The organism is Petroclostridium xylanilyticum, assembly GCF_002252565.1.
GTDB classification, from domain to species: domain Bacteria; phylum Bacillota; class Clostridia; order SK-Y3; family SK-Y3; genus Petroclostridium; species Petroclostridium xylanilyticum.
The window spans coordinates 363,840-389,614 of the sequence record NZ_NPML01000013.1 but is presented as its reverse complement, the minus strand read 5'-3'; the positions used below and the strand labels follow the sequence as shown (position 1 = coordinate 389,614).

Below are 25,775 nucleotides of genomic sequence, written 5' to 3'. Positions count from 1 at the left end.
GCAGCGAAAGAGGGCGGGCGAGACTTGGGGACATTGAATTATATAATGAAAGCGAGTGAATACAATGGAAAGCCAACAAACACAAGAGAAAAAAATTATATTTAGCGGTATACAACCTTCCGGGCATTTAACGTTGGGAAATTATATAGGGGCTTTAAAGAATTGGCTTAAATTGCAATATGAATACAGATGCTGTTTTGCTGTGGTTGATTTGCATTCTTTAACTGTACGTCAAGATCCTAAAGAACTGCGCAGAAGATGCATGGAATTTTTGGTACAGTATCTTGCCTGTGGAATTGACCCAAAGGAAAATTTAATATTTTTTCAGTCTCATGTACACACCCATACAGAGCTGGCATGGATCTTAAATTGCTATACATATATGGGAGAACTGGGCAGAATGACCCAGTTTAAGGATAAGTCCGCCAAGCATGCGGATAACATTAATGCAGGATTATTTGATTATCCCGTGTTAATGGCTGCAGACATTCTGCTCTATCAAACAGACCTTGTCCCGGTAGGAGGAGATCAAAAGCAGCACCTGGAGCTGACGAGGGATATTGCTATACGTTTCAACAACTTATATGGGGAAACTTTCAAGGTGCCTGAGCCATATATCCCTGAAGTGGGAGCCAGGATCATGAGCCTGCAGGAGCCTACCAAGAAAATGTCCAAGTCGGATGAAAATCCTAATGCATACATCGCGCTTTTAGACAGTCCTGACGTTATCATGAAAAAGATTAAACGTGCTGTAACTGACTCTGACAATGAGATAAAGTATGCAGAAGGTAAAGACGGTATAAACAATTTGCTTAGTATATATTCCAGCTTGACAGGGGAAAAGATAAGTGATGTAGAAGCAAAATTTGCAGGAAAGGGTTATGGGCAGTTTAAAACCGAGGTTGCAGAGGTAGTTATTGAAAGTTTAAAACCAATTCAAGAACGTTATAAAGACTTGATGAATAATCAGGATTATGTAAAAGAAGTTTACACGACCAGTGCGGAGAAAGCATTGAGCATATCCAGCAAGACATTGAGAAAAGTTTATAAGAAAGTAGGATTTGTACCTAAAGCTTAATAATGTACATCAAACTGCTATGTTTTATATATAGAATATATATATTTCATAAAAGATTTTACATGAAAATTAATGTAGTAGTGGGGAGTGGACAGTGGAGAGAGAAACAGGAAAGTATATCAAAAAAGCACCTGTGCAGGGAGGATAAAATATTAAAATTACATAACTTTTACAATAACTTGGTTGACATTAGACTATATTAGATATACAATTATCTCTGGTGGTGTTTAATTTTGGAAAAACCTAGGTTGAAAACCTTTGTTTTATAAAGAGGTGTATGACATTGAGTTACCAGAATTTATTATTGGTTCTATCTTTTGCTGTTTCATTTTTAGTTGCTTTTGCTGCCACGCCCTTAGCCAAAGTTATTGCTCATAAGATTGGAGCCATAGATGTTCCTAAAGATGAACGGAGAGTTCATAAGCAGCCGATCCCCCGTCTGGGCGGATTAGCTATATTTTATGGATTCATTGTGAGCGTATTAAGCTTTATTGAATTTGATACAGGCGTGAAGGGAATACTCCTGGGAGCTCTGGTCATAGTCCTTTTGGGGATTATCGATGATGTATATCAATTAAAAGCTCGACTTAAACTGGTAATACAGATAGCAGCTGCATTAATCGTTGCTTTTTATGGGGTAAAAATAGAATTTTTAACAAATCCTAATATATTTAGCAGTCAGCCAACAATTCCTCTAGGGTACTTTGCTCTTCCTGTCACTGTTATGTGGATAGTAGGTATAACCAATGCAGTCAACCTTATTGATGGGTTGGACGGCCTGGCGGCGGGGATTTCTTCAATAGCTTCCATTTCACTCCTGTTTATTTCACTTTTAGCGAGTGAATCCTCTGTTGCAATATTAACTGCAGCGCTGGCAGGTTCATGCCTTGGTTTCCTACCCTATAATTTTAATCCGGCAAAAATATTTATGGGAGATACAGGGGCCACTTTTCTAGGATTTATACTTGCAACGGTTTCGATACAAGGATTGTTTAAAGGTTATGCGGTTATAACCTTTGCTGTACCGCTGCTTATTCTGGGCCTGCCCATATTTGATACAGGATATGCAATACTTAGAAGGCTGCTAAGTGGCAAGTCGATTATGGAAGCGGATAGAGGACATCTTCACCATCGTCTGATTGATATGGGGTTTAGCCAAAAACAAACAGTTATGATACTTTATACCATAAGCGGTATTTTGGGGCTAAGTGCGGTTGTTTTGGCAGGAAGTGGAGCATTAAGTGCTATGATACTTATTCTTTCAGTGTTAGTTTTTGTAGTAGCAGGTGCAAAATACATGTATACTCCGATAAGTGAACTAGCTAAATCTGGCGATAATGAGTCTACACAAGAGTAAAGAGTAATAGAAACGTATTTACGGTCACAGGTTGCAGATTTTATATCTGTACTGTGGCTTTTATTTTAGCCCGGAGTTTGGAGGCTGAGTTCACAGTGATTTTATGTGAAATATTTTTGCAGCTTTAAATATCATTGCCATACCTTGAACTAATTTTAATCTTTGTTTATACTGTAAATAGTGCGGAGAGAAAACTAAGAATAGAGTAATTCGGAAATGGAGAAATCAAGTTTTTAAAATTATAAGAATAAATTTCTCCAAACTCCGAGCTCCGAACTATTATTGAAAGGAGTATGCAAATGCGGCAAATTAAAGTAATGACTATTTTTGGTACCAGGCCGGAAGCCATTAAAATGGCACCACTGGTAAAAGAATTGGAAAGGTGCCAACAGATAAGATCTATCGTATGTGTTACTGCGCAGCATAGGGAAATGCTTGATCAGGTATTGGATATATTTGAGATACAGCCGGATTACGATTTAGATATCATGCAGCAGAGGCAATCTTTAATTGGAATTACCACAAGGGCTCTGGAAGGTCTGGATGAGGTTATTAGAAAAGTTCAGCCTGATATTGTACTTGTTCATGGGGATACCACTACAACTTTTGCAGGCAGTCTTGCTGCTTTCTATAATAAAGTTAAGGTTGGGCATGTAGAAGCGGGACTCAGGACCTTTGACAAATATTTTCCCTATCCTGAAGAAATGAACAGAAAACTTACCGGAGCAATCGCCGACCTTCATTTTGCACCCACTATTACAAATAAGAAAAATTTAATAAATGAGAATATAAAAGAGGATACAATATTTGTAACTGGAAACACTGTAATAGATGCATTGAAAACTACAGTTAGAAAGGACTATCAGTTTGAGTCAGAAGTACTGAGAAGTCTTGACTATCAAAAACGTAAAGTAATTCTGGTAACAGCACATAGAAGAGAGAATTTAGGAGAACCTCTTCGAAACATATGTGAAGCTCTCAAGGAATTAGTTTATTTATATGGAGATGTAGAGATTGTTTACCCAGTACATCTCAATCCTGCAGTACGAGAGACTGCCTTCGGGATTTTGGGAGGTCTACCCCGGGTACACCTGATTGAGCCTTTAAATGTACAGGAACTACATAATGCCATGAACCAATGTTATATGGTGCTTACCGATTCGGGAGGATTGCAGGAAGAAGCACCCTCTTTAGGAAAACCGGTGCTGGTACTGCGGAATGAAACCGAGCGTCCTGAAGCAGTGCAAGCCGGAACAGTTAAAATTGCAGGGGTGGATAAGGATACAATCGTCAGGATGGCGTCCAGTCTTATAGAGAATGAAAATGAGTATAATAAGATGGCTAAAGCAGTAAATCCCTATGGAGATGGACAGGCTTCCTATAGAATTGTGCAAGCAATTTTGTATAAATTTAATTTAACAGATGTAAAAGTTAGTGATTTTATACAAAATACCTGATTTGTTTTTAGTAATTTTCTGTTAAAATATTGACAATGATAGGGAAAAGCAGGTATAATAATAGACGTAACCCAAAATATCAAATATTAAAAAATGCAAGTTATGTTCTATTATAATTCATATAAGGTGGTGATTACGTGTCAATTGATATTCTAAGGTCTATTAAGCAGACAGAATTGGAGGCTGAACAAATCAAGAAAGAGTCTATGGTCAATGCCCGTCAGATATTGTCAGAGGCTCAAAATCAATCGTACAAGCTTATAGACCAGGCTTTGCAAGATGCTGAAAAAGAAGCAGAGCATATTATTGCCATAGCAGAGAAGGCTGCACAGAGTGAAGTTGAAAAAATTAAAGAGCAGACTTCTAAAGAATGTGCTGCTATTCAACAACAAGCCCGCACAAAGATTGACAGCGCAACGGATATAATTATGGGAAGGATTGTGAAAGCCCATGGCAATAGTTAAAATGGACAAGATTTCCCTAATCGGCCTTGAAACCGATAAAGAACAAATTATAGAGAGTCTTATGAAAATGGGCATTGTGGAAATCACGAACATTGAACAAAAAGGTTCTGAAGAAGAATGGGTACAGTTTGTAGCCAAGGATGGAGATGAGGGAGAAGTTTCACGTATTGAAGCTGATATTTCAAGAGTGAGATCAGCTTTAGACTATCTGGTTAGATATGATACACGTAAAAAGGGTTTGTTTGAACCTAAAAGGAAGATAAGCCGTGATCAATTTAATAGGATTGTACATAATGAGAACAGTATATGGCATGCCGTTGACCAAATTAGTCATTATACTGAACAACTTTCTTCCTTAAGGTCTGAAGAAAACAGACTTCTTAACCTTATTGCTACGCTTGAACCATGGAAGTCTTTAGCAGTACCCGTTGATACGACTTCTACAAGATTTACAACAGTATCTCTTGGTGTTGTGCCTGCAATTGTTGATACTGAAAAACTAAAGCAGGATTTATATGAACAGGTTCCGGAAAGTTACCTGGATGTGATAAATGCAGATAAAGACCAAAGTTATTTATTTGTAATTTATTATAGCAGTTTAGAAGAAGAGGCCATGAAGGTACTAAAAACGTATGGCTTTACCAAGGTGGCTTTTAAAGACCTTGAAGGCACTATTGAGGAAAATATCCTTAAAGCTGCTAATGAGATTAAGGACATTGAAGCTGAACGGGAAAAGGTAGAAAGAAATATAGCTGCGCTGGCAAATGAAAAGGATAATCTTGAAGTTTTACATGATTACCTGATGGTGCAGCGGGACAGGAAAAAAGCATTAAGCAGAATGGTTAAAACTGATAAAGTATTCATGCTGGAGGGGTGGCTTCCAGAAGAATCCGGAGAAAAAGTCAGGGACTACATTACTCAACAATGGGATTGTGTAGTGGATATTCAAAAACCGGATAAGGAAGAAGAGTATCCTGTACTTCTTAGAAATCATTCCCTGGTGCAGCCCTTTGAATTAATTACAGAGCTTTATAGTTTGCCCAGTTTCAAGGGAATTGATCCCAACCTGTTTATGGCACCTTTCTATTTTGTATTTTTCGGATTGATGGTAAGTGATGCCGGCTATGGTCTGGTAATGGCACTTATTACAGGGATAATACTTGCCCGATATAAGCTGGAGGGTCTTGCCCACAAGCTGATTAAACTATTATTTCTCGGGGGTATTTCTACCTTCATATGGGGTGTAATGTTTGGCGGATGGTTTGGAGACATACTTCCGGTCATAACGCAGGGAGCCTTTAGTATTCCTCCCTTATGGTTTAATCCGTTGGAGGATCCTATGCGGCTGTTGACCTGGGCATTTATTTTTGGAGCTATTCATCTCTACACAGGGATGGCCTTACAGGCTTACAAGTTTATCAGGGATGGTAAATGGCTGGATGCACTTTTTGATGTAGGCTTCTGGTATATTTTCCTTACAGGCTTCCCACTGTGGATTTTGGGAGGTACAATAGGAACTATAGGGAAATACATGGTAATTGCAGGAGCAGTTCTTCTTGTGCTTACTCAAGGCAGGACACAGCAGGGGATTGTTAAAAAGCTGTTATCAGGTGTCTTAAGCCTATATAATGTTACAGGTTTCTTGAGTGATGTTTTGTCTTATTCAAGACTTCTGGCATTAGGTTTGGCGACTGGCGTTATTGCTACGGTAATCAATACAATGGGTTCACTTTTTGGATTCAATATTGTAGGAATCATTATTCTAATTATTGTATTCATCGGTGGGCACACTTTTAATATTCTTATTAATGCATTAGGAGCTTATGTTCACTCAAGCCGTTTGCAATATGTTGAGTTTTTTGGCAAGTTTTATGAGGGTGGGGGCAAAGCCTTTGAACCCTTAAAAATAAATACTAAATATATTCAATTAGATGATAAGGAGGCTATTTAATATGGAATGGATTAAAAATTTATTTGATGGTAACTTTTTAGCAATGTTGGGGGCTGCTTTAGCAGTATTTTTAGCTGGGACAGGTTCAGCTAAGGGAGTTGGTATCGTTGGGGAGGCTGCTGCAGGGGTAGTTACAGAAGATCCAAGTAAATTTGGTCAGGCCTTGTTACTTCAGGCGTTACCAGGAACCCAGGGTATTTATGGTTTGCTAACCGCTTTCGTTATACTAAACAAGATTGGTGTTGTTGGTGGAACAATGCAGCAGTTAACTACAGCACAAGGTTTCTATATTCTTGTGTCTGCATTACCAATTGCATTTGTTGGATTGTATTCAGGAATTGCGCAGGGAAGAGCAGCAGCTGCCGGTATAGGAATTATTGCAAAACGTCCGGAAGAGCTTGCAAAAGGTATTACTTTTGCTGCGATGGTTGAAACCTATGCGGTATTGGCATTGCTGGCTTCTATATTAATGGTTTTTGGAATCAAATTATAATGAGGGAGTGTCCCAAATGGCAGGAGCAGAAAAGATAAAAGAGAAGATATTGGAGGAAGCCCGCCTACAAGCACAAAAAAATCTAGAACAGGCTGAAAAAGAAGCTGCTGAGATTATTCAATCTGCCCAAAAAGAGGCAGAACAGAAAAAATCAGAAATTATTGAAAGGGCTCATAAAGAAGCTGTTGACAGAAAAAAGAGACTCATTGCTGCAGCAGAGCTGGAAGCAAGAAAACAAAAATTACAGGCAAAGCAAGAGGTAGTTGAAGAGGCTTTTACAAGAGTTTTGAATAAATTAAACAGCTTACCGGCAGACCAGTATCAAAATATCCTTGTGGACATGGTTGTTCGCTCAGTAAGAAAGGGAAATGAGGAAATTATTCTTTCTGACAAGGATAAGCAGAGATTGGGAGCTGATTTTATTAACACTATAAATAATCAGCTTAAAAATAAAGGTATTGCTGGTAATGTGCAGTTGTCTAATGAATCAAGGAAGATTGATGGTGGTTTCATTTTAAAGACAGGCGAAGTTGAAATCAATAACTCCTTCGAGGCAATAATGAGAATGCAGCGGGCCGAGTTAGAAGCGGAAGTGGTTAAAGTGCTTTTCTAATTGAGAATTGAGAATTATATGTGAAGAATTATCAATTCTCCATTCTTGAAGGAGAGGAGGAGAAATATTTGGCGGTTAATAATGATACACAATACGCATACGCCGTTGCTAGAATACGGGCAATTGAAAGAAAGCTGTTGGATAAGAGTAAAATTGATAGAATGGTGGATGCCAGATCTCCGGAAGAAGCTTTAAAAGTGTTGACTGATGCTGAATATGGATATTCAGCAGGAGAAATATCCAGTGTCTACGAATATGAACAGTTACTAAGAGAGGAACATAAGAAGGTTTACAAATTACTTAAAGAAATCGCACCTCAGCCGGAAGTATTTGACTTATTTTTGGTGAGAAATGATTATCATAATGCAAAAGTAATTCTTAAGGCTGAGTTTTTAGGCCAGGATTTTGATGAACTTTTAACCGACACCGGTTCTATTCCTGCTACTAAGTTGAAAATAATGATTAAAGATAGAAATATGTCTGATATGCCTGTAATTATGCAGAAGGCTATTGAGGAATGTATTGATACTTTTAACAGGACAGGAGATCCTCAGGTAATCGACCTGATTTTGGATAAAGCGAGTTTTCGTCAGATGAAAGAGACTGCGGAACGTTCAAAAGTTAAATTTGTGATAGATTTAGTTGAAATATTGATTGATTTGGCAAATATCAAAACCTTCTTAAGAGTAAAAAGACTCAAAAAAAGCTGGGATTTCCTTAATAAAATCCTGATTCCAGGTGGACGAATTGATTTAAAGGTCTTCGTACAAAAGCTGGAAGAACCTCTGGAAGGCTTTGTGGAAGCACTGAGATATACACCTTATGGAGTATTTTGTGAAGAAGGAATTGAAAACTTTAAAAGTACAGGCAATTTGACCAACTTTGAAAAGTTATCTGATGATTTTGTAATTTCTTTTATAAAGAAGGCAAAATATGTATCTTTAGGCATTGAACCGCTAGTAGGGTATTTAATGGCGAAGGAAAATGAGATCAAAATTGCCCGGATTATTATGGTTGGGAAAATTAATAATATTTCTAATGAAATCATTAGAGAAAGGCTGAGAGAAGCTTATGTATAAGATTGGAGTAATAGGAGATAAAGACAGTATTCTCGGTTTTAAAGCACTTGGTTTGTCGGTTTTTCCTGTCACCCAACCTTCTGAAGCTGAGAAGATATTACACGAGATGGCGCATGAACACTATGCAGTTATCTATGTAACTGAACAAATTGCAAAAGATATTGTTTCAAGTATCGACCAGTATAAGGACAGCAGATTCCCTGCAATTATACCTATCCCGGGAAATCAGGGGGCTTTAGGAATAGGTATGCAGGGTATAAAGAAATCAGTGGAACGCGCAGTAGGAGCAGACATACTGTTTAGAGATTAGTTCACCGTTCACAGTTAACAGTTCACGGTAAGCGCTAAGAGCATTCCTTTGACTGTGAACCGTGAACCGTAAACCGTGAACCGTAAACCATTTTAATAGAAAGAAGGGTGAAGATTTTTGAGCCAGGGAACAATCGTGAAAGTATCCGGTCCTTTGGTTATTGCCGAAGGGATGAGAGATGCAAATATGTTTGATGTGGTCCGTGTTAGTGAACACCGCTTAATTGGTGAAATCATTGAAATGCACGGTGATAAAGCTTCCATACAGGTTTATGAGGAAACTGCCGGTCTGGGTCCTGGAGAGCCTGTTGTATCAACCGGATTTCCTCTTAGCGTAGAACTGGGACCGGGGTTAATTGAAACCATGTTTGACGGTATCCAGAGACCTTTGGAGGTAATGAGAAATAAAGTAGGGAGCAACATTACAAGAGGGATAGAAGTTACTGCCCTTAACAGAGAAAAGAAGTGGAAGTTTGAACCTACTGTAACGAAAGGCACAAGAGTAGTTGCAGGAGATATTATTGGTAAAGTTCAGGAAACAGTTGTTGTAGAACATAGAATAATGGTTCCATACGGTATAGAAGGAACCATTGAGGAAATATATGCAGGTGAATTTACGGTAGAAGATACGGTTGCTATTGTAAAAAAGGATAATGGAGAAAAAGTAAACCTACAAATGATGCAAAAATGGCCGGTACGTAAAGGCAGGCCTTATAAGGAAAAATTGCCTCCAAGCACTCCGCTGGTTACCGGACAAAGAGTTGTCGATACTTTATTCCCAATTGCAAAGGGCGGCGTAGCAGCTGTTCCAGGACCTTTCGGCAGTGGGAAGACAGTTGTTCAGCACCAGCTTGCAAAATGGGCTGATGCCGATATCGTTGTATATATAGGGTGTGGAGAACGTGGTAACGAAATGACCGACGTTCTTATGGAATTTCCCGAATTAAAAGACCCAAGAACCGGTGAATCATTGATGAAGAGAACCGTGCTTATTGCAAATACGTCAGATATGCCGGTTGCAGCCCGTGAGGCGTCTATCTATACCGGTATTACCATCGCAGAATATTTTAGAGACATGGGGTATAGCGTCGCACTTATGGCGGACTCTACTTCCCGTTGGGCAGAAGCATTAAGAGAAATGTCCGGACGTCTGGAAGAAATGCCCGGTGAAGAAGGATATCCTGCATATCTTGGTTCCAGACTTGCACAGTTCTATGAAAGAGCCGGCAGGGTTATAAGTCTGGGTACTAATGGTAGAGAAGGGGCGCTTACTGCAATTGGAGCGGTTTCCCCACCAGGCGGAGACCTCTCGGAACCGGTAACACAGGCTACTCTCCGAATCGTTAAAGTTTTCTGGGGATTGGACGCAAGCCTTGCATATAGGCGTCATTTCCCAGCAATCAACTGGCTGCTTAGCTACTCATTGTATGTAGACAGGCTGGGTGAGTGGATTAATCAAAATGTAGCAAGGGATTGGACGGCATTAAGGTCTGATGCAATGAAGCTCCTGCAGGAAGAAGCCGAATTGGAAGAAATTGTAAGACTTGTTGGTGTAGATGCATTATCGGCTGGTGACAGGCTGACGCTTGAAGCAGCAAAATCGATTCGCGAAGACTATCTGCATCAAAACGCTTTCCATGACGTTGACACCTATACGTCATTGCATAAGCAGTATAGATTATTACAATTAATCATGGGATTCTATTATAAAGGCAAAAAAGCGCTGGAAGCAGGAGCTAATATTAAAGAAATATTTGAACTGCCTGTGAGGGAACGGATAGGTAGAGCAAAATATACTCCTGAAGAACAGGTAAACGAAGCATTTGACAACATCGAAAAAGAACTGACCGAACAAATGAATAGATTAGTATCAAAGGAGGTTGAGTAATATGCTTAAAGAGTATAGAACAATATCAGAAGTTGCCGGCCCTTTGATGCTTGTAAAACAGGTTGAAGGTGTAAAATATGGTGAGTTGGGTGAAATAGAACTGGCAAGTGGTGAAATCCGCAGGTGCAGAGTGTTGGAAGTAAATGAGGACAATGCATTGGTACAGCTGTTTGAAAGCTCTGCGGGAATAAACCTGGCAGAAAGCAAGGTAAGATTCCTGGGAAGAGGAATAGAGCTTCCAGTTTCTATTGATATGTTGGGAAGAGTATTTGATGGTTTGGGAAGGCCTATTGATAACGGCCCAAACATTATTCCCGATACCCGGCTTGATATCAATGGTATCCCAATGAACCCTGCAGCAAGAAACTATCCTTCTGAATTCATTCAAACAGGGGTTTCTGCCATTGATGGATTAAATACGCTGGTAAGAGGACAAAAGCTGCCTATATTCTCCGGTTCAGGGTTGCCCCATGCCCAGCTTGCTGCACAGATTGCGCGTCAGGCAAAGGTTCTAGGTACTGACAGCAAGTTCGCCGTTGTATTTGCAGCTATTGGTATTACCTTTGAAGAAGCAGATTTCTTTATTTCTGACTTCAAAAGGACAGGGGCAATTGACCGTACGGTGCTGTTTATCAATCTGGCAAATGACCCTGCCATTGAACGTATAGCTACACCGCGTATGGCTCTTACTGCTGCAGAGTATTTGGCTTTTGAGAAGGATATGCACGTTCTGGTTATCCTGACTGACATTACAAACTATGCAGAAGCTCTGCGTGAAGTGTCTGCTGCAAGGAAAGAGGTTCCTGGGCGTAGAGGATACCCGGGATACTTATATACAGACCTTGCAACTATGTATGAAAGAGCAGGCAGGAAGAGGGATAAGGAAGGAAGTATTACAATGATTCCTATCCTGACAATGCCTGAGGATGATAAGACCCATCCTATCCCTGACCTTACCGGATATATTACTGAGGGCCAGATCATTCTTGGTAGAGAGTTATATAGAAAAGGTGTTATGCCTCCAATAGATGTTTTACCTTCCCTGTCACGTCTAAAAGATAAGGGGATTGGTAAAGGAAAAACCCGTGAAGACCATGCAGATACGATGAATCAATTATTTGCGGCCTATGCAAGAGGTAAGGAAGCAAAAGAATTGATGGTTATTCTTGGAGAAGCAGCACTTACTGATGTAGACAAGCTTTATGCAAAGTTTGCCGATGCTTTTGAAAAGGAATATGTATCTCAAGGTTTCGAAGAAGATAGACCCATTGAAAAGACACTTGAAATAGGATGGAAGTTGCTGTCGATACTGCCAAGGGGAGAATTGAAGCGTATAAGGGATGAATATTTGGATAAATATTTGCCCAAAAAAGAATAAGATTTGAGCCGGTAGAGAAGGAGAGAATAGATTATGGCCATTATGCGCGTAAATCCTACCCGAATGGAATTAACTCGTCTTAAGAAAAGGCTGAAAGTTGCCCGAAGAGGTCATAAGCTTTTAAAAGATAAAAGAGACGAATTAATGAAGCAGTTTCTTGAACTGGTCAGAAAAAATAAGGAACTTCGTGAAAAAGTAGAAGAAATGTTAATGAAGGTCCACAGCAACTTCCTGATCGCAAGAGCCGTAATGTCTTCAGAGATACTCGAAGAAGCACTTATGTTTCCAAAACAAAGTGTTTCCCTTGAAATCTCTACTAAAAATGTAATGAGTGTAGACGTTCCGGTTTTAAACTTCAAAGCCCAAAGTGATGATGAGAGCAATATATATCCGTACGGTTTTGCAACAACTTCCGGGGAACTTGATAGTGCAATAGGCACTTTATCGGAAGTATTTCCTTACATGCTGGAGCTTGCTCAGATGGAAAAATCTGCGCAATTACTGGCAGAAGAGATCGAAAAGACCAGAAGAAGAGTAAATGCACTGGAATATGTATTAATTCCTCAGCTAACTGAGACCATTAAGTATATTACTATGAAGCTGGATGAAAATGAAAGAGGAAACCTGACCAGATTAATGAAAGTAAAAGATATGATGCTGGAACAAGCCAGAAGAGCAATGGCACAGTCATAAGGGGATGTGACACAGGGACGGTTCTTCTGACACCTGATGTCGAATGCGACATCAGGTGTCAGAAGAACCGTCCCTGTGTCACACACTTCATCTCAAAACTCCTTCCTTACCGATGCAGCAGGTATATTCAATTCTTCCCTGTATTTGGCAACGGTTCTTCTTGCAACTTTAAGTCCTCTTTCGCATAGTATATCAGCAATTTTCTGGTCACTGTAAGGCTTCTTTTTATTCTCAGAGTCAATGATTTCTTTCAAAACCAACTTTATATTTTCTGATGTCATATCTCCCTGAGTTTTGGAATCAAAGCCGGAAGAGAAAAAATATTTTAATTCGAAAATTCCCCAGGAACTCTGAAGAAATTTATCATGAATTGCCCTGCTTACAGTAGATTCATGTATAGACAACTTTTCAGCAACATCTTTTAATATCATGGGGATAAGATTTCCGGGACCTTTATCAAAAAACTGCTTTTGGATATCAACGATGGTTTTTGCTACACTCAGCAAGGTATTATTTCTCTGCTCAATACATTTCATAATCCATGACGCCTGCTCAATTTTTTTTGCAATATAACTTCTTGTCTCACGGTCATTGGAACTATCAAGTATATTCTTATAATAATTGCTGATACTCATTTTAGGATAGGCAAGATCATTTAGCAGAACTTCATAATAATCTTTAAATTTTACCACTATGATATCCGGTTTAATATAACGGATATCATGTCCGGAACTGAATGAACCTCCCGGATGAGGATTTAAAGTTTTAATAATAGAGTATAAGTCTTTTACTGCTTCTATAGAAATACCCAACTCTTTGGAAATAACATTCAGTTTATTTTTACCTAGTTCATCAAGATAATAATTGATAAGATGAAAGAGGTTCTTATCTTCTATGCCTTTATTTTTAAGTTGAATCATAAGACATTCTTTAAGATCTCGTGCCCCTACTCCTGAAGGTTCAAAGCTCTGCACAATACCTAGGTTTTTTTCTATATGTTCCTTAGTAGTGTTAAAAGTGATGGCAATATCTTCGATATTTGTATCCAGATATCCATTTTCATTTAATGACTGAATAATGTATTTTACAATTTTGTAATCTGAGTCATCCAAAGAAAGCAATTCCAATTGAGAGAGAAGATAATGCTGCAGGCTCTCTTCATGATCTGATACAGCTGTATATTCATAATCATCTTTGTCTTGAGATGATTGGTAGTAGACCCTGTTCTCTTCATCCATATCTTCAAGCCAATCCAATTTCTTCTTAATTTTTTCAGTGTACTCCAATTCATCATAATTCGGTTCAATCTCTATTACAGGATTTTCAAGAGCCTGTTGTTCTGCAAATGAATTAAGTTCTTGCTGACCCATCTGGAGGATTTTAACAAATTGCTGAAGTTGAGGAGTGATTATGAGTTTTTGATTAAGTTCAATATTACCAGATATATTCATATCCATAGGATTACCCCCCCATAAATTTTTCTTTGCTATATATATACTTTACCCTATAAAATATTTCTTTACAAGAGCGATAACCAATATCGGGTGCATTTTCTTAATTTGAAGAATATTATGGAAAAATATTTTTGAAAAATATTACATGTATATACGCTTTCGCTGGAGGTAATAATTGTAGTACGGACAAATTTATGTAGATTAATTTCTAGAGGAGAGTATAGACATGAAAAAGCTACTGGCAGTTACTGTTCTTACCTTAATCGTTATTTCGTTTTTATGGTATTCGCCCGCAACATTTGGAAAAATAGCCTATGACCAAGCGGTAATGAATGCTTTTAATAATTCCCAGGCCGATATTTTGACAGCCAGTATACTATGTAAGGGGGTATTGGGTAATTACAAACCGGATATAACGCAGTTAGAAGAGATTGTAAAGGAAATATCAAACGCCTTTGAATTTGATATTTCTTCAGGAGACCAGGGACATAATTCAAGCGATACATATCTGGAATATTGGTTTTCTGGCAAAACACTTAATAACGACCGCTTAAAAATAGAAGCCTGGTCTGAACAGCAGGAAAAATCAAACCAATTTAAAAGTTACATAGCTATTGAATTATCACAGGATGGTTTACGTAATGATTTTGAATTGATGAAGAATGAGATACAAAGGATTATTATGCCATATGTCTCAACATTACAAATTACCAGCAATATCACCGGAACATACAAAGGAAATCTGGATGAAAAGCAAATTGAAAATATAAGTACTAAAATCCTTAATGACTCAAATGCAAAAAAAGTACGTTATACCAGGAAAGATAATATCGTTAGTGTTTCAGCATTTAGTCCTTTATACGGTGAACTTTCATTGTTGAAAGATAAAAAGGCAAATTTAGAGTTATCCATAAGATACAGTGCCTATGATGATAAGACATATATTTCACTAAATTCGCAAAAAACTATTAAATGAAGTTTTTTGCGCCTAGATTACTGGCGTGGCGGTTAATATGCAAATCCTGAACTGAAATCTCCACTTTGATTACAGAAGTTGAAAGGAAGAATATAAGTGTCTAAGATTATTATTACTCACTCACCTCCATTAAGCGGAACTGTAAAAGTAAGTGGTGCAAAAAACTCTGCACTGCCGATTTTAGCAGCATGTTTATTAGCTGATGGTGAAAGTGTAATTGAAGATATACCCAATTTAACAGATATTCAAAATATGTACGATTTGCTCAAGTGGATAGGACTAGAAATCAATCCACTGAGTAATAACAGTGTCAGACTCCGAACATCCAAGTTGAAAAATTATGTTGCTCCATATGAGTTGGTGAGTAAAATGAGAGCATCATTTCTGGTAATGGGACCACTTTTAGCCCGGGTAGGCCGTACGAGAATATCCTTACCTGGAGGATGTGCAATTGGAACAAGACCCATAGACCTTCATCTAAAGGGTTTTACTGCTATGGGGGCAAAAATTACACAAGGTCACGGATATGTGGAAGCAAAAGCCAGAAAGTTAAAAGGAGCAAAAATATATCTGGATTTTCCCAGTGTTGGAGCTACTGAAAACATACTAATGGCAGCTTGTCTGGCAGAAGGGCAGACAATTATAGAAAATGCTGCGGTTGAACCTGAGATAGTAGACCTGGCAAATTTTTTAATTACCATGGGTGCAGATATCAAAGGAGCAGGGACAGATACTATAAAAATTAACGGAGTAAAAAGCTTAAAAGGATGCAATCATATTGTTATTCCTGATCGGATAGAGGCCGGAACCTTCATGGTAGCTGCAGCAATAACAAAAGGCAATATAAAAATTGACAATGTAGTGCCTGATCATCTAAAACCTGTAAGTGCAAAAATGAGGGAGATTGGTGTTGATGTAAAAGAAGAGGATACTTCAATTATTGTTAGTGCCACAGACAAATTTAAACCAGCCGATATCAAGACATTGCCTTTTCCAGGATTTCCGACAGATATGCAGTCACAATTTATGGCACTTATGAGCATTATAGATGGGACAAGCATAATCATTGAAACTATATTTGAAAATAGATTTATGCATGTCAGCGAATTAAAAAGAATGGGAGCAAATATAAAGATTGAAGGAAGATCAGCAGTAATAGAAGGGATAAAGAAGCTTACAGGAGCACAAGTGAAAGCTACAGATCTAAGAGCAGGTGCTGCCCTGGTCTTAGCAGGCCTTGCTGCAGAAGGGGAAACGGAGATAAGTGACGTTGAACATATCGATCGTGGGTATTGTGAGTTTGAGAAAAAACTGATATCGTTAGGTGCGAAGATGAAGAGAATAGACGCGGAATGAGATATATGTTTTGTTAGGGCATTTTATAATTTATTTTATTCTAATTCTAAAATATTCATAAACGACATATATATAGAAATATGGACAAAGTATAGGGGAGGAAGAAAATGAAACAGATAGGATATGCAGTTATATTTTTAATGTTTGTTATTATATTTATTCCTCTCGTCCTTGTGAAAGGATGCAGTCAAAGCAGTACACAACCTAAGACGAAAAAGGCTGAGGAAACACAGCTTACCATCAAGGTATATATTACTGAGGAAGATAAAGTGGTGGAAATGAATTTTAATGAATATTTAAAAGGAGTCGTTGCAGCAGAAATGCCTGCCAGCTTTCATATTGAGGCACTGAAAGCTCAGGCGGTTGCAGCCAGGACATATGTCTATCACAGGCTTATAAATAATGAAAAGAATGGCATTGATGTGCCTGAACATAAAGGTGCCGATATATGCACAAATCCTGCACATTGTAAAGCGTGGATTTCGAAAAAAAAAGCGTTGGAGAAATGGGGATTATTATCTTCAGGGAAGTATTGGGATAAAATTAACAAGGCTGTAGATGAAACAACCGATATGATTATAACTTATGAACATGAACCTATTGATGCGGTTTTCCATTCTACCAGCAGTGGAAGAACTGAAAATTCAGAAGAAGTGTGGGCAAATACAATTCCATATCTTAGAAGCGTTATCAGTGAAGGGGAAGAAGCATCGCCTAAATTTACCTCAAAATTGGAAATAACTTTGACTGAGTTCAAGGAAAAGTTAAGCAGTGTCAGGCCGGAAATAAAGTTTGAAGGTAATCCTGGTGATTTTATAGAAAAATTTGAAAAAACCGAAGGAGGAAGCATTAAAACAATAAGAATCGGTGGTTGTGATTTTAAAGGGACAGAAATAAGAAAGATCTTTGAACTTAATTCAGCTAACTTTACTATAACGATTGACAACGATAAGGTAGTTTTTAATGTTAAAGGCAACGGACATGGTGTGGGCATGAGTCAGTATGGTGCAAATTACCTTGCGCAACAGGGGAAATATTATGAGGAAATTTTGAAGCACTATTATAAAGATGTAGAAATTGTTAAAATGAGTGAAGAATTAAATGCCAAAATTAAAAATTAAGGTTTGATTAAAAAATTTACTTCAGAATTATACCTTCTAGTATAATATTGGCAATTCAGGCAACAATATTATATGGAGGTGTAATTTTGAATGAAAAAGTCATTTTTTAGTAAACTCGATCCGAATTCTCGGGGCAAATTTATTCAATTTCTAGATAAAAAGGGATTCTACATAGTTCTGTTCATGTGCGTACTTATTATAGGTGTTACAGCAGTACTTGTTACCAGAACTAATCTCGACTTCTACGCTAGAGATGGAATTGTAGATGACGAACCGGCAGTAGAAGAAAGTCCTGGGGAAGAGGCATCTAAACAAGCGGATGTACCTGTAGCGGCCAATGTCGACCCAAAAGATACAGCCAGGCAGGCTGTTGACGAAAATGGCGTGAAAAAATCAGAAGGAACAAATAAAGAAATATCATCGGCGAAAACACCTATCATCGTTCAACAGCCGGTAACAAAGAAAGAAGATGCTAAACCGTCAGAATCCCAGACAGATAAAACAACAGAAAAGCCAAAGACCATTACCAGGCTGATGCCTCCTGTAAGTGGAGAAATCATCCTGGATTATGCAATGGAAAAGCTAGTTTATTCAAAAACCTTAGAAGAATGGCGTACTCACAGTGGAATAGATATTAGAAGCGATAGAGGTACACAGGTAAAAGCAGCTGCTGATGGTATGGTAGAAAAGATTTACAAAGATAATGGTCTGGGAATTACTATCATTATTAACCACGGTAACGGCCTAAAAACAAAATATTGTAACTTGTCTTCAGATAATATGGTAAAAGAAAATCAAAAGGTAAAACAGGGTGAAGTAATAAGCGGGGTAGGCGATACGGCTATCTTTGAAATTGGAGACCAACCGCATTTACATTTTGAAGTAATTAAGGATGGGAAAAATGTAGACCCCAAAACGTACTTACCGAATTAATTAATAGAAAATAAAACACATAAGTTCAGAGCTTATACTCTGAACTTATGTGTTTTATTTTTTGTTTTTTTGAGCTCCTTTTTGTATTTCTGTTTGGTGGCAAGGCCACCTCTTATATGCCTCTCAGCCTTATTTTCCTCCAGAATAATTTTAGCATTTTCTGCAAGTTGAGGATTTATCTTTAGAAGTCGCTCTGTTACATCTTTATGTACTGTTGACTTTGATATCCCGAATTTCTTTGCAGTTTCTCTTACTGTTGCTTTGTTTTCAATAATGTATTCAGCTAACGCTACTGTTCGTTCTTCTATATAAGCTTTCAACTGAGCGGCCCCCTTTACTACGTAATGCTCTGTACATATATATGCTTGATTTTAGCGGTATATTACAGGGAAGAGTGGGAAATACCCAAATTATATAGTTCGCAGTTCATTGTTCACGGATTGACATGCTGGATTTATTTACTGTGAACCGTGAACTGTGAAACGTGAACCGTGAACTTATTGACTTTACCTGCCATGTAAAATCATTATAAATATAGTATGAAAATAGTTCAGAGTTGTAAATTTTGCGTAAAACAATAGAAAACTATTTTACTAATTTAAAAAAAATATATATAATTAAAGTAATGGCGTGAACTTGACGATAAAAAATAAGAGTAGAGTTTTTCTACGGTTTGAAAGGAAGATGTATTTTGTTCGGCTTTGGTCAGGATATAGGAATTGATTTAGGTACGGCAACGGTATTGGTCTATATTAAAGGGAAGGGTATAGTACTTAGAGAACCGTCAGTGGTTGCAATTGATAAAAATACCAACCGCCTTCTTGCAGTCGGTGAAGATGCAAGAAAAATGCTGGGAAGAACTCCCGGAAACATTGTAGCAATAAGGCCACTTAGGGATGGAGTTATTTCTGATTATGACATAACGGAAAGAATGTTAAAATATTTTATAAAAAAGGTTTGCGGGTACAGGATTTTTAAACCGCGTATCATTATTTGTGTGCCAAGCGGAGTAACGGAAGTTGAGGAAAGGGCAGTAATAGATGCGGCAATGCAGGCAGGAGCACGAAAGACTTTTTTAATTGAAGAACCTATAGCTGCTGCAATTGGGGCAGGAATAGATATCTCCAAAGCCTGCGGAAGCATGGTGGTAGATATTGGCGGAGGAACTACCGATATTGCAGTTATTTCTTTAGGAGGAACGGTTGTCAGCACTTCTATCAAGGTGGCAGGAGATAAGTTTGACGAAGCTATTGTAAGGTATATGCGCAAGAAGCATAATATTATGATCGGTGAAAGAACAGCGGAAGAGATGAAGATCAATATAGGTTCTGCCTATCCAAGAGAGCAGGAGATTACGATGGATGTACGGGGAAGAAATTTGATATCCGGGCTGCCCAGGACAATTACGGTTACTTCATCTGAAATGATGGAAGCTTTGGAGGAATCGGTAGCGAGTATTGTTGAAGCTGTGCATGGAGTGCTGGAAAAGACGCCACCTGAATTAGTAGCGGATATAAGTGACAGAGGTATTGTATTAACTGGTGGAGGAAGTTTAATCTATGGTTTGGATAAGCTTCTTCAGGAGAAAACGGGAATTAACGTAATTATTGCTGATGATGCAATTTCTTGTGTTGCACTGGGAACGGGCAAAGCGTTGGATAACATAGAAGTACTCAGGGAACGGGGAAAACGTTAGGAAATATTACATAATTAGCTGTTGGAATAATATTCTTCAGATTTAAAAAATATATCCGAACAAGATAAACGAGGTGATAATCAGTGATAAGAGGTTTATATACTTCGTCAAGCAGTATGCTGAAAGCACAAAAGAAGATGGATATTATAGCCAATAACCTGGCAAATGGATCTACTACAGGATACAAGAAAGATATTGCAGTTTCTCAGACATTTCCGGAATTACTTACAAAGAGAATGAATGATATGAAAAAGGGACAGCCTCCTTCGGCACGTATAGGGAATATGAGTTTGGGGAGTGATGTAGTGCAGATATATACTGATTATACCCAGGGGACACTGCTTAAAACTGGCAAATCTACCGATTTAAGCATTAAAAACAGTAATACAGCCTTCTTTACGGTAGCCGTTCCTGGAGAAGGTGGAGATAGGGAAATGTACACCCGGGACGGCTCATGGACAATTGATAGGCAGGGATATCTGGTAACAAGGGAAGGGTATCGGGTTTTAGGACAAAAGGGCTATATCCAACTTGAATCGGATAATTTTATTGTACAGGAAGACGGAAGCATATATTTAAATGATGAATACATAGATACATTGAGAATTACAGGCTTTGCTGATACATCCTTGCTTCAAAAATACGGGAATAACCTGGTACAGGCACAAGAAGGTGTGCAAACCCAACAATTTCAAGGGCAAGTTGCCCAGGGATTCGTGGAGGGATCAAATATTAATTCTATCGAAGAAATGGTAGAAATGATCAATGTTATGAGATCCTATGAAGCAAACCAGAAAGTGATCAAAGCTTATGACGATACTTTGGATAAAGTGATTAATGAAGTGGGAAGAACATAAACGGAGGTTTTATTATGATGAGAGCATTATGGACAGCGGCATCTGGCATGTCAGCGCAGCAGCTTAATGTTGATGTAATTTCAAACAATCTTTCAAATGTGAATACGACCGGATATAAAAAACAAAGAGTAGAATTTAGAGACCTGTTATATGAAACGCTCTCGAGGGCAAGCGTGCTGGAAGGACAGGGAAAGCCTGTTAACCTGCAGGTAGGTCATGGAGTTACACCGACTTCTACGGTAACAACCTATACTATGGGTAACCTTGAGAAAACTGATAACCCTTTGGATTTTGCTATAGACGGGGAAGGATTTTTTGCAGTAAGGAATGCAAATGGGGAAACGGTCTATACGCGGGATGGAAGTTTTAAAATCAGCATTAACGATGGAGAAGCAATATTGGTAACTTCGGAAGGATATCCTGTATTAGACGACGGAGATAACGAGATTAATCTTACCGGCATTGATATCAACCGGCTTTCGGTGGGGGCCCACGGGGAATTGTCTTATATTGATGGCGACAATGTGGTACAGCCGTTAGGGCAAACAATAAAGATTGTTCAGTTCCCTAACAGGGACGGCCTTCTAAAGATTGGCTCCAACTTTGTCAGTCCGTCTTCCGCGTCCGGTGAACCGGTGCTGGAAGCTGAGGTAGAAAAGCCGAGTGTGATTATGCAGGGATTTTTGGAATCATCCAATGTTCAGGTAGTGGAAGAAATGATTAGGTTAATAGTAGCTCAAAGAGCTTATGAAATCAATTCAAAATCTGTGCAAACAGCAGATGATATGTTGGGAATTGCCAATAACCTAAAAAGATAATCTTTATGTACTTGGAGAGGAATATGAAAATAGATAGTATTTCATTAGGAGCAGCAAGGACAGATACTGTACAATTTCAAACTGGCAGCGTGAAAGATAATAGTTTTCAGGATGAACTGCAAAAGGCATTTGACCAAAAGGACGAAAAAAAGTTAAGAGAAGCCTGTCGAGGTTTTGAACAGTTGTTTATGAATATGGTGTATAAACAGATGAAAGCTACGGTGCTAAAATCAGAACTCGTTCCAAATAGTTTTGCACGGGAGACTTTTGAATCAATGCTGGATGAAGAATTTGTTTCCAAGGCAAGTGAAGGCCGTGGAATGGGATTAGGTGAAATGCTCTTCAAGCAGTTATCGGCGAAAATGGAAAGTATGTATAAGCCTCTAAGCAGTAATGAGAAGACTAATGAAGGTACAGAGGATGAAAAAGAATGAAAAAAAGAAATTTGATAATATCTGCAGCAGTGGTACTTGTGGTTACCGCTGTTTTTTTATTTTATAACCATGGTACCAGGGGAGGACGAGACCTTTCAGAGGAAGAGGGAGAAGCTTCCAGTAAGATTGAGCCGCTTGTACATAAACAGGTACAGGAAGAGATTAACGGCAATGTACAGGTAATTAATATATTGGAGGTAAATATAAAAGACCGGCGCGTATATGTTACTCCTGTTCTTTCCCATGACAGTATTTTCGGATTTGAAAAGACGAGTGCTATGGCCAATAGAAAAAAAGCTGATGCAGCAATCAATGGAGGCTTTTTTTATCCCTATGGACAGCCTGCAGGGTTTGTGGTAATAGACAGTAAATTACTATGTACGGCACCAAAGTTAAATGACAGGCCTGTATTCATCATTGATGAACATCGTAATTTTAAAATATTGGATATAGATATTGAGTTAGAATTGGATATTGAGGGTTACAGACTGAAAATTGACGGAATCAATCGTAACCCGCGAGAGGATGAAATAATAGTATATACTCCTGAATATGGGTTAACGACAAGAATCAATGGAAGGGCTACTTTTAATGTTATTGCAGACGATAATATAATATCTGACTTTATTTTATCAGAGACTGAGGTCAAAATCCCACGAAATGGTTTACTGGTAGCGGCAGCAGGTGAAAAAATTCGACAACTTGAATCATTTATCGCATATAAGAGGAAAAATATTAAGGTCGTATATAATACTTTTCCTTCTTACGGGAAAATAGTCCAGGCCCTTGAAGGAGGATTCTGGGTAGTGAAGGATGGCAGAAAAGTAGTGAGAGAGAGGGAACCCTGGGTAGGGTTGATGACTAACAGAGAACCACGTACAGTAGTAGGAACGAAGAATGAAAATACAGCCATCTTTATGACTATAGACGGAAGACAACCGGGGTACAGCACAGGCCTTACGGGTGATGAACTTGCCGGATATCTTCTATCAAAAGGTATCAATAATGCGCTTATGCTTGATGGAGGTGCTTCCACCACAATGGTAGTAAATGGAAAAGTTGTAAACAGCCCTTCATACAGGGGGAGAGAACGGGATGTAGGAGGGGCGATTATTATTAAGGTTGACAAATGAAGGAAAATTACATATAATTTTTATTAGCAGGTGATAGTATTAGGTAATTAATAGTTTTTAATTTAAGAGACAGGAGGAAATGAAATGCTTTCTAACGTAGAAATTCAAAAGATCATCCCTCACAGGTATCCTTTTTTGCTTGTGGACAGAATTGAAGAGATGGAAGTTGGTAAAAAAGCTGTTGGAATTAAAAATGTAACGGTAAACGAACCATTCTTTCAAGGGCATTTTCCTGGCAATCCTATTATGCCCGGTGTGCTCATTGTTGAGGCATTAGCTCAGGTAGGAGCAGTTGCAATACTCTCTATGGAAGAATATAAAGGAAAGTTAGGAGTATTTACAGGTATTGATAATTTCAGATTCAGGAAACAGGTAAGACCGGGTGATACACTCAGGCTGGAAGTAGAAATGACAGCATTCAAAAGAGGTATTGGCAAAGCAAATGGTACAGCTTATATAGGTGATGAAGTAGCAGCTTCCGGCGAGCTAATGTTTGCAATTGTTGAGAATAAATAAAAATATGCGACAACCGAGAACCGTCCCCTGTCGCGCGTCTCCTTCGCGACATGGGGACGGTTCCTCAGTCGCATATATGTAAGTTAGTCTATATCTGAACCAGAGCTTTTGAATCAAATTCTGCATTCTTAAGCATCATTTCTCCGACCTTATAAATATCTCCGGCTCCCATCGTAATTACGAGGTCTCCCTCTTGGGCTTGTTCAAGGATATATGAAACAATTTCATCAAAATCGGAGATGTGCTGTGCACGACCACCTTTATCGTTTATTTGTTCAACCAAATCTCTTGAATGTACCTTTCCCTCATCTGCTTCTCTCGCAGCATAAATATCAGCTATAATAACTCTATCAGCATCTACAAAGGCTTCTGAAAATTCATCCAGCAGTGCCAGCGTTCTTGTATAAGTATGGGGTTGAAAAATGCACCATAGTCTTTTGTGAGGAAATTTCGATGCTGCTGCAAGGGTCGCCTTTATCTCGGTAGGATGATGGGCATAGTCATCCACAATTGTAAAACCGTTTAGTTTTCCTTTGATTTCAAAGCGCCGGTGAGTACCTTTAAAAGCATAAAGGGCAGCGGCAATATGCTTTATATCTACGTTCAGAGCATAAGCGCACGCAGCGGCTGCAAGCGCATTATATACATTATGAATACCCGGGATGCTAAGCTGTATATTTGTAAGCTTGATCCCTCTATAAATAATATCAAAATTCGCAAAACCATATGAATTAAAGGTAATATTTTCTGCCTTCCAGTCATAAGATTGCTCTTTCATTCCATAGGTTAATATGTTACATTTCAGACCATCAACGGCTCTAAGTGCATTGCTATCGTCAGCGCATACTATTGCATATCCATTAACGGGAATAAGTTGGGCAAATTTTCTAAACGAGTGAATAATATGGTCTAAATCTTTAAAATAGTCAAGATGATCTGCTTCAATATTAAGTATTATCCCAATATACGGATAGAACTTAAGAAAGCTCTCAACGTATTCGCAAGCTTCTGTAACAAAATATGTACTATTCCCCACCCGGACGTTGCCACCTATCGCATCTAGTTCACCACCGACCAATATGGTAGGGTCCAGATTCGCATGCATCAGGATCAACGAAACCATAGATGTAGTAGTTGTTTTTCCATGAGTTCCTGATACTGCAACGGCATTCTGGTATTTTTTCATAATTTCCCCTAATAAGGCAGGCCTTTCAATAATAGGGATATTTAATTCTCTGGCAGCTTGCATTTCCGGGTTGGAATTTTTTACTGCTGCTGTATATATTACAAGATCTGCTCCTGTAACATTTTCCTTTGCATGACCAAGAAAGAATCTAACCCCTATATCCTTCAGCTTATCGGTAAGGGACGATTCTTTTATATCGGAGCCGGAAACTAAACATCCATTGTTTACAAGTATTTCAGCAAGGGCACTCATGCTAATACCGCCAATACCGATAAAATGGATATGGGTACCGGGTTTTAATAATTCGAGTTTAAATTCAGGCAAATGTAACACTCCTCACTTAACCCAAAACATAAGTATTCATCTCAGCTTTGGGGTTATTGTCAATTATTATCAATTCTAACATATTGCATTCATTATTTTACCTATTTATTATACATCATTAATGCAAGAATAAAAATAGTTTGTCGTACGCAAATACTAAAATTAGCGAACTGTGAACTTTTCCTTAATTATTATATGGAAAAATTTTTTA

The 25,775-nt window shown here is 38.4% G+C and carries 25 protein-coding genes; 22 read left to right on the top strand and 3 right to left on the bottom strand.

The genetic code is table 11. The features are described from left to right. The first annotated feature begins 64 nt into the window (after positions 1-64). The 12 genes from trpS (at position 65) to CIB29_RS09555 (ending at position 12,760) form a co-directional block, all read left to right on the top strand. Positions 65-1,078: a tryptophan--tRNA ligase gene (gene trpS / locus CIB29_RS09610; RefSeq protein WP_094549098.1), complete on the top strand. Its 1,014-nt coding sequence runs from the start codon at positions 65-67 to the stop codon at positions 1,076-1,078. Positions 1,079-1,355: 277 nt separating this feature from the next. Then, on the top strand, positions 1,356-2,435 hold the full coding sequence (locus CIB29_RS09605; RefSeq protein WP_094549096.1) for an MraY family glycosyltransferase: 1,080 nt from the start codon (positions 1,356-1,358) through the stop codon (positions 2,433-2,435). A gap of 299 nt (positions 2,436-2,734) precedes the next feature. Continuing rightward, positions 2,735-3,892 carry a non-hydrolyzing UDP-N-acetylglucosamine 2-epimerase gene (gene wecB, locus CIB29_RS09600; protein WP_094549094.1) on the top strand — a complete coding sequence of 386 codons (1,158 nt, stop codon included), beginning with the start codon at positions 2,735-2,737 and terminating at the stop codon, positions 3,890-3,892. Between the two features lie 137 nt (positions 3,893-4,029). Continuing rightward, entirely contained in the window at positions 4,030-4,356 is a 327-nt protein-coding gene (locus tag CIB29_RS09595) for a hypothetical protein (protein ID WP_094549092.1), read from the top strand. Continuing rightward, entirely contained in the window at positions 4,343-6,307 is a 1,965-nt protein-coding gene (locus CIB29_RS09590) for a V-type ATP synthase subunit I (protein WP_094549090.1), read from the top strand. The genes CIB29_RS09595 and CIB29_RS09590 overlap by 14 nt, the downstream gene beginning before the upstream one ends. A 1-nt stretch (position 6,308) precedes the next feature. Beyond that, complete coding sequence (locus CIB29_RS09585) at positions 6,309-6,800, top strand: V-type ATP synthase subunit K (RefSeq protein ID WP_094549089.1); 492 nt, start codon at positions 6,309-6,311, stop codon at positions 6,798-6,800. Positions 6,801-6,816: 16 nt separating this feature from the next. Next, the gene (locus CIB29_RS09580) at positions 6,817-7,413 is read left to right on the top strand and encodes a V-type ATP synthase subunit E (protein WP_094549087.1); all 597 of its coding nucleotides are present in this window, start codon (positions 6,817-6,819) and stop codon (positions 7,411-7,413) included. A 68-nt stretch (positions 7,414-7,481) separates the two neighbouring features. Further along, positions 7,482-8,492 (top strand): V-type ATP synthase subunit C, encoded by a 1,011-nt coding sequence (locus CIB29_RS09575; protein WP_094549085.1) that lies wholly within the window; start codon positions 7,482-7,484, stop codon positions 8,490-8,492. After that, the gene (locus CIB29_RS09570) at positions 8,485-8,802 is read left to right on the top strand and encodes a V-type ATP synthase subunit F (RefSeq protein ID WP_094549083.1); all 318 of its coding nucleotides are present in this window, start codon (positions 8,485-8,487) and stop codon (positions 8,800-8,802) included. Before CIB29_RS09575 ends, CIB29_RS09570 begins: the two co-directional genes overlap by 8 nt. Before the next feature lie 117 nt (positions 8,803-8,919). Next, positions 8,920-10,689 carry an ATP synthase subunit A gene (locus CIB29_RS09565; RefSeq protein ID WP_094549081.1) on the top strand — a complete coding sequence of 590 codons (1,770 nt, stop codon included), beginning with the start codon at positions 8,920-8,922 and terminating at the stop codon, positions 10,687-10,689. Position 10,690: 1 nt separating this feature from the next. Next, positions 10,691-12,067, top strand: coding sequence for a V-type ATP synthase subunit B (locus CIB29_RS09560; RefSeq protein ID WP_094549079.1), 1,377 nt, complete (start codon positions 10,691-10,693; stop codon positions 12,065-12,067). A gap of 33 nt (positions 12,068-12,100) precedes the next feature. Next, the gene (locus CIB29_RS09555) at positions 12,101-12,760 is read left to right on the top strand and encodes a V-type ATP synthase subunit D (protein WP_094549077.1); all 660 of its coding nucleotides are present in this window, start codon (positions 12,101-12,103) and stop codon (positions 12,758-12,760) included. Positions 12,761-12,852: 92 nt separating this feature from the next. On the opposite strand, the gene rpoN is transcribed toward CIB29_RS09555, so the two are convergent. Continuing rightward, positions 12,853-14,217, bottom strand: a complete 1,365-nt coding sequence (rpoN, locus tag CIB29_RS09550) for an RNA polymerase factor sigma-54 (RefSeq protein ID WP_094549075.1) — start codon at positions 14,215-14,217, stop codon at positions 12,853-12,855. A 223-nt stretch (positions 14,218-14,440) separates the two neighbouring features. Between rpoN and CIB29_RS09545 the strand changes: the two genes are divergently transcribed. The 4 genes from CIB29_RS09545 (at position 14,441) to CIB29_RS09530 (ending at position 18,600) form a co-directional block, all read left to right on the top strand. Next, positions 14,441-15,190: a YwmB family TATA-box binding protein gene (locus CIB29_RS09545; protein ID WP_094549073.1), complete on the top strand. Its 750-nt coding sequence runs from the start codon at positions 14,441-14,443 to the stop codon at positions 15,188-15,190. Between the two features lie 96 nt (positions 15,191-15,286). Next, complete coding sequence (gene murA / locus CIB29_RS09540; RefSeq protein ID WP_094549071.1) at positions 15,287-16,546, top strand: UDP-N-acetylglucosamine 1-carboxyvinyltransferase; 1,260 nt, start codon at positions 15,287-15,289, stop codon at positions 16,544-16,546. Positions 16,547-16,653: 107 nt separating this feature from the next. After that, complete coding sequence (spoIID, locus tag CIB29_RS09535) at positions 16,654-17,667, top strand: stage II sporulation protein D (protein WP_094549069.1); 1,014 nt, start codon at positions 16,654-16,656, stop codon at positions 17,665-17,667. Positions 17,668-17,757: 90 nt separating this feature from the next. Beyond that, positions 17,758-18,600, top strand: coding sequence for a M23 family metallopeptidase (locus CIB29_RS09530; RefSeq protein WP_094549067.1), 843 nt, complete (start codon positions 17,758-17,760; stop codon positions 18,598-18,600). A 32-nt stretch (positions 18,601-18,632) separates the two neighbouring features. On the opposite strand, the gene spoIIID is transcribed toward CIB29_RS09530, so the two are convergent. After that, complete coding sequence (spoIIID, locus tag CIB29_RS09525; protein ID WP_094549065.1) at positions 18,633-18,920, bottom strand: sporulation transcriptional regulator SpoIIID; 288 nt, start codon at positions 18,918-18,920, stop codon at positions 18,633-18,635. Positions 18,921-19,291: 371 nt separating this feature from the next. Between spoIIID and mreB the strand changes: the two genes are divergently transcribed. The 6 genes from mreB to fabZ all read left to right on the top strand — a co-directional run bounded on the left by mreB (position 19,292) and on the right by fabZ (position 24,054). Then, complete coding sequence (gene mreB / locus CIB29_RS09520; protein ID WP_094549063.1) at positions 19,292-20,296, top strand: rod shape-determining protein; 1,005 nt, start codon at positions 19,292-19,294, stop codon at positions 20,294-20,296. An 83-nt stretch (positions 20,297-20,379) separates the two neighbouring features. Continuing rightward, positions 20,380-21,153, top strand: a complete 774-nt coding sequence (locus CIB29_RS09515) for a flagellar hook-basal body protein (protein WP_094549061.1) — start codon at positions 20,380-20,382, stop codon at positions 21,151-21,153. Positions 21,154-21,167: 14 nt separating this feature from the next. Beyond that, complete coding sequence (gene flgG, locus CIB29_RS09510; protein WP_094549059.1) at positions 21,168-21,971, top strand: flagellar basal-body rod protein FlgG; 804 nt, start codon at positions 21,168-21,170, stop codon at positions 21,969-21,971. A 23-nt stretch (positions 21,972-21,994) separates the two neighbouring features. Next, positions 21,995-22,405 (top strand): rod-binding protein, encoded by a 411-nt coding sequence (locus CIB29_RS09505; protein ID WP_094549057.1) that lies wholly within the window; start codon positions 21,995-21,997, stop codon positions 22,403-22,405. Next, complete coding sequence (locus CIB29_RS09500; RefSeq protein ID WP_094549055.1) at positions 22,402-23,538, top strand: phosphodiester glycosidase family protein; 1,137 nt, start codon at positions 22,402-22,404, stop codon at positions 23,536-23,538. The genes CIB29_RS09505 and CIB29_RS09500 overlap by 4 nt, the downstream gene beginning before the upstream one ends. A gap of 84 nt (positions 23,539-23,622) precedes the next feature. Next, complete coding sequence (fabZ, locus tag CIB29_RS09495) at positions 23,623-24,054, top strand: 3-hydroxyacyl-ACP dehydratase FabZ (RefSeq protein WP_094549053.1); 432 nt, start codon at positions 23,623-23,625, stop codon at positions 24,052-24,054. Positions 24,055-24,142: 88 nt separating this feature from the next. On the opposite strand, the gene murC is transcribed toward fabZ, so the two are convergent. Then, a complete protein-coding gene (murC, locus tag CIB29_RS09490) occupies positions 24,143-25,564 on the bottom strand; it encodes a UDP-N-acetylmuramate--L-alanine ligase (protein WP_242965132.1) in 1,422 nt (473 codons plus the stop codon). Positions 25,565-25,775 lie beyond the last annotated feature (211 nt).